The 900-nt window shown below is 71.1% G+C and carries 1 protein-coding gene; it reads right to left on the reverse strand.

What is annotated here, in order from left to right; translation table 11 throughout:
• On the reverse strand, positions 1 to 900 hold a 900-nt coding region (locus tag G3N98_RS40435), incomplete at both ends, for an aminopeptidase N C-terminal domain-containing protein (RefSeq protein ID WP_206151143.1).

Consider the following 900-nt stretch of genomic DNA (forward strand, 5'->3'; position numbering starts at 1 on the left):
GCATCCGGTCGCGCAGCGCCGGCGTGAAGCGGCGCCACAGTTCGAGCGAGCGGGCGAGGCGCGCCGCGACCTGCGGGTTGATCGCGTCGAGCGCGAGCACCTGTTCCGCCCAGAACGCGTAACCCGAGCCGTCCGCCGCATGGAATTGCGCGGGGTTGGCCGCGCAGAAGCTGAAAATCAGCGAGCGCGCCCGGTTCGGATTCTTCAGGTTGAACGCCGGGTGCGCGAGCAGCTTGCGCACCTTCGCGAGCGTCGGCTGCGCGGGCGTGCCGCGTTGTGCCGCCTGCATCGCGAACCACTTGTCGATCACGAGCGCTTCCTTCTCGAAGCGACGATAGAAATCGTCGAGCGCGTGCTCGGCCGGTTCGGTCGCGCCGGCGGCCGCGGCGGACAGCAGCGCGCCGAGCGCAGCCGCGCGATCGGTCATGTTGTTCGCCGCATCGTATTGCGCGCTCGCGAGGCGCACCGCATCGGCCGGATCCTCGAGTTCGGCGAGATACGCGAGCGCGAGGTTCTTCAGCGCACGGCGGCCCGAGGCTTCCGGCGTCGGTTCGTAGGCGCCGGGCGTCTGGTGTTGCGCGTACGCGGCGAGCCATTCCGCGCGAAGCGCGGTGGCGAGCCGGCGGCGCACGAACTGGCGCGCGCGATGCACGGCGGCCGGATCGGCTTCGGCCATCTGGTCGGCGAGGTAGGTTTCCGACGGCAGCGTCAGCGCGAGTTCGCGGAACGCGGGTGACAGCGTCGCGTCGGTCAGTACGCGGCGGAATGCAGCAACGAAGTTCTCGCCGAGCGTGAGCGGCTCGTTCGCGGCCGCACGCGCGGCGAGCGTCAGCAGCGCGCGGGTCGCGAGGCGCTGGCCGGCTTCCCAGCGGTTGAACGGATCGCTGTCGTGCGCGAGCA

The sequence above is a fragment of the Burkholderia sp. Tr-20390 genome (assembly GCF_017104595.1).
Lineage (GTDB): Bacteria > Pseudomonadota > Gammaproteobacteria > Burkholderiales > Burkholderiaceae > Burkholderia.